The organism is Amycolatopsis sp. NPDC003676 (assembly GCF_053587275.1).
Genome location: NZ_JBSFNS010000460.1, coordinates 1 through 1014 on the forward strand (window position 1 = coordinate 1; position 1014 = coordinate 1014).

The 1014-nt window shown below is 70.8% G+C and carries 2 pseudogenes; one reads left to right on the plus strand and one right to left on the minus strand.

Annotated elements, in window-relative coordinates:
• Positions 1–603 (minus strand): annotated as a pseudogene (locus ACWDNU_RS47240) (hypothetical protein); the annotation flags it as partial.
• 201 nt (positions 604–804) lie between these two features.
• On the opposite strand from ACWDNU_RS47240, the pseudogene ACWDNU_RS47245 reads away from it, so the two are divergent.
• A pseudogene (locus ACWDNU_RS47245) lies at positions 805–1014 on the plus strand (carboxymuconolactone decarboxylase family protein); the annotation flags it as partial.

Here is a 1014-nt window from a genome sequence, read left to right on the forward strand (position 1 = left end):
GCCCGCGAAACCGTCGGCGGCCAGCTCGGCGCGCGGCGGCGTCAGGGTGCCGACGCCCAGCGCGGTGCAGGTGGTGAGCACCCGGTCGATGGTCCAGGCCGGGGGCCCGGCGGAGAAGCCCTCGAGGTAGACCCGCAACTCGTGCGCGTCGACGGTATTGGCGACCAGCACGTCCAGCCCCGGTCGCAGCGCGGTGCGCGCCGGCCGCACCACCACGCCCCGGTACGGCACCATCACCACCGCGCCGCTGACATGCCTGCTGTCCTGCAGCGCCTGCTCGAGCGCGACGCGCACGGCGTGGATCCCGTGTTCGAGCCGGTCGGTGAGGCCGCCCGAGGGGTCGGCGTCCAGGTCGAGCGGGCTGTCGCTGATCGTCCACTCGCCCGCCGCCGAGACCGCGAGCAGGCCGCTCTGCCGTCGCCGGAAGCCCTTCACCTCGATGACCGTGATCCCCCGTGGCGTCACGACCACCGCGCCGAGCCTGCGATCGCCCACCCGGCAATCCACCAGCGCGAGCCCCGTGCTCGGATAGGCGTGCAGGCAATCCACGAACTCCCGCTCGGCGCCGGTGAGCTCCGCATCCGGCCTGATCCGAACCAGCATTCCGATGTTCCCCTACCAGTGCTGCGACCTCACACCGCCGCTGCGCGCTGCGGTACCCACCGATCATGACGCGCAACTGTTGCGAAAACCACTGGAAACCAAAGAAAACCGGCACGACTCCCACAGTCGCCGTCGGGATCACGTACCGGCGAGTACGCTGCGAACCGGCCGGGCGAGCACGAGCAGACAGGTGGAGATGTGATGGATCCAGCGCCCCTACCACGGGTTTCCCCGGGACGGTTCGCCGAACTCGGACCGATCAACTGGGTTGTCTGGCAAGTGCTTTCCCGCGCGTCGGGCACCGATGACGCGCACCTGTTCAGCACCCTCGGGCGCACCGGCGGGCTGTTCCGCGGCTGGCTGCACTTTTCCGGCAAGCTCATGCCGGGCGGGCGGCTGCCGCGCGCCGAG